Below are 2,757 nucleotides of genomic sequence, written 5' to 3'. Positions count from 1 at the left end.
ACATCAACCACTGGCGCCGGCGCTGGCACCCTGCTCCCACCCCCTCCTCCTGGGAGCGCCTCCATCTGTCCCGCCAGATCGGTCCGCGTCTCCGGGTTGCCTCCTACGTACGCAGACGGGTCCTGCCCTCGCTTGTTCCCCTGAACCGTCTCCGCCGTCAGGAACTGCCCTACCGCCGGACCTTGACAGTAGATTCCATCACAGTCCCAGCTCCCCGGCAGGTGCCCCGCCTGACCTTCCTTCCTAACCCAGGCCAGCGCCAGGCGCTGCTTCTCTCTATTCATACACTTTCACTATTCTCACATTGCTAGCACTGGCATTATCCATCCCTTCACCTCAGGCAATGGCAGATCCACCTTCCATGTCTCTTGCCCGCTGGATTTATCTATGTCATTCAACACAAATTGGTCATTTACATTCTTTTGCATAGTAATCACATAAACATCACTTCCACCTACCACTAGCCGGGAAGGAAGCAACCCTCCCACACTCTCCTGCATCAACCCCCTTTGCCAGAGCACTCGCCCGCGTTGCTCATCCAGCGCCTCCACCCTCCCTTGTCCATCCACCAGATACAACACCTGCCCTTCCATCACTCCTTGCAGCGGCGCCGCGAATCGGTCGGACTCTCCAGCCAGCTCGACCGACCAACTTACCTGGCCATCCTCCAGCCGCAGCCCACTCACCTGTATCTTTCCCTCCTGATTTTCTTCTTTCGCCACATACAGCCTGCCCTGCCCCACTCCAATCAGCTGGTAGTCCTTCCATCGCGAGCTGTTCACCTGCCAGAGCTGCCGCCCATCGCTAGCACGCATCCCAAAGATCTCATCGTTCAAATCCAAGCAGAGCACTCCTTCCCCTAGCAGCAGCGCCTGCGGCACCCGCAACGGATACGCCTCAGCTCCCCCTTCCGGGAAGCTCCGGGTCCACCGCGGTTTCCCTGTGCTCACATCCAGTGCCACCACGGTCGCGGCCCTTCCCTTCACCGTCCCTAAATCATCCCCCACCACATAGATCACCTTTTCCCCTACTACTGGGGCCAGACGGGCGCCCGTTATTGTCTCACCAGCCCGCTTCTGCGGCAACCGATAGCTCCACCGGTCCTGCCCATCACTCAGATTCAGCGCCTTCACACTCGACACATCCACCCCATATACCTGCCCAGCTACCTCATCCACCGCCGGCTCCATCCAGAACTCCGGGCCCGCCTCCATCTCTACCCCCTAGCGAATCGCCCCATTTTGCGCGTCCAGCACCAGCAGATAGCCATACTGTATGCCAGCGTACAGCTCTTGCCCGACGTGTCTGATCGCACCGAACCCCATTAACGGGTTTTGCTGGGAGGGTCCCTTCCACCGCAGCACCCGGCACCAGCGCGGGAATCCACTGCCAGCATCCAGCGCATAGAGCCAGGGGCCTCCCCCTACATAGAGCGTTGCCGGCTCACTCCTGACAAGATGCCCAGCCAGTCTGGTGACGTGCACCTGCAGCTGGGCCGCAGCACAGGGAGTCGCCTCTAATGGCACAGCTGCCAGCACTGCTACGCCCCACTCCAGACCCGGCACCATCAGCCAGTTCTCAGGAAAAGGGACGAGCCTCTTCAGCGCTCCCATCACCACAAGGGGCAGAGCTCCTGCCAGAAAGTCGACGTGCTTTGACACGCTGGCCCCACAATCGCTCTCGCTGCTTCATATGCTCCCTCTCTGATCTCTCCTTCATAAAGGACCTCCTGGTCAGCAGGCCAGCACCATCGTGCCCAGGTCCCTGTCCCAAAGCAGTACCAGAAGCAGGCCAGGGAGGCAAGCGCTCCTCGCGAATACGTAGTCAGGGGGGGAGCCTCCTCAAGGTGGCTGGACGGCTCAACTCAGCACTGGTCTCTCTCACCTTAGAGCTGGGCTCTTCTTCCTGCCGCCTTCCCTAGATCAGCTCCAAGATCTGCCACTTGCGCCCCGAAAACACCAGAGGGCCAGCCGTAGCAGCAGCACCACCATCACCACCTGCCAGCCACCCCCAGGCAGAGCCAGCTCCACTCTGGCAGGCCAGAGATCGAACCAGATCTGCACCATCGCCAGCGCGAAGAACCCTCCAGTTCCCAGCACCAGCACCGAGATCCCCACTCGCGACAATGGCCAGAAACGCGCACGGCGTTCAGGATCACCACACGTGAACCAGACCAGCAACCGTAAACTCAGCGCTCCCAGCCCCAGCTGCAGCGCGCTCAGACTCAGCCGCCAGAGCAGCCCCTGCTGCAGCCACAGCGAGCCGCCCACTCCCATGACGATTGCCAGCAGCCACAGCACCAGCGAGCCCACGCTCCTGGCTCCCCCTCTTGAGGCTCTCCACCCCCGCCACCAGCGCGGCAGCACCCACCTGCTCTGGCGGACCAGCCCCGGCATCAGCCGCCAGCCCATGCGCAGCTCCAGCACCAGCAGCCCTGTCACAAACGCTCCCGCCAGGACCAGTTCTACTACCCTCACCCCTCGCCACAGCCAACTGAGCAGCTGGGGCATGTCAGGACCCAGCTTTGGCACGCTTGGCCACGCCACCCACTGCATCGGTCCCAGCAACCACGCAAAGCCCGGACCTCCAGCCAGCACCAGCCGCGCTACCTCTGCCTCCCCACCTCTCCCTTCCTCCTTCTGCACCGAACCCCCTCCTTCGTCTGGCGCTATCTCATACAGCCAGACCAAAAGCACGCTCACCAGCCCCCATGCCACCAGCGCCACCACCCCCTCCACCAGAAAGCACAGCGGCAAC

At 61.9% G+C, this 2,757-nt stretch carries 4 protein-coding genes; all 4 read right to left on the bottom strand.

Annotated features, from left to right (window positions below):
* Nucleotides 1-284 (bottom strand): hypothetical protein (locus tag IRZ31_RS21065; protein ID WP_297157660.1); only part of this gene is annotated, 284 nt, incomplete at its 3' end.
* Between the two features lie 15 nt (nucleotides 285-299).
* The gene (locus IRZ31_RS21060; RefSeq protein ID WP_297157657.1) at nucleotides 300-1,178 is read right to left on the bottom strand and encodes a PQQ-binding-like beta-propeller repeat protein; all 879 of its coding nucleotides are present in this window, start codon (nucleotides 1,176-1,178) and stop codon (nucleotides 300-302) included.
* A gap of 45 nt (nucleotides 1,179-1,223) precedes the next feature.
* The gene (locus tag IRZ31_RS21055) at nucleotides 1,224-1,619 is read right to left on the bottom strand and encodes a hypothetical protein (RefSeq protein ID WP_297157655.1); all 396 of its coding nucleotides are present in this window, start codon (nucleotides 1,617-1,619) and stop codon (nucleotides 1,224-1,226) included.
* A 303-nt stretch (nucleotides 1,620-1,922) separates the two neighbouring features.
* On the bottom strand, nucleotides 1,923-2,757 hold an 835-nt coding region (locus IRZ31_RS21050; protein ID WP_297157653.1), incomplete at its 5' end, for a hypothetical protein.

The sequence above is a fragment of the Thermogemmatispora sp. genome (assembly GCF_019683635.1).
GTDB lineage: Bacteria > Chloroflexota > Ktedonobacteria > Ktedonobacterales > Ktedonobacteraceae > Thermogemmatispora.
The sequence above is the reverse complement of the archived record's forward strand: the minus strand, read 5'-3'. Positions and strand labels throughout refer to the sequence as shown.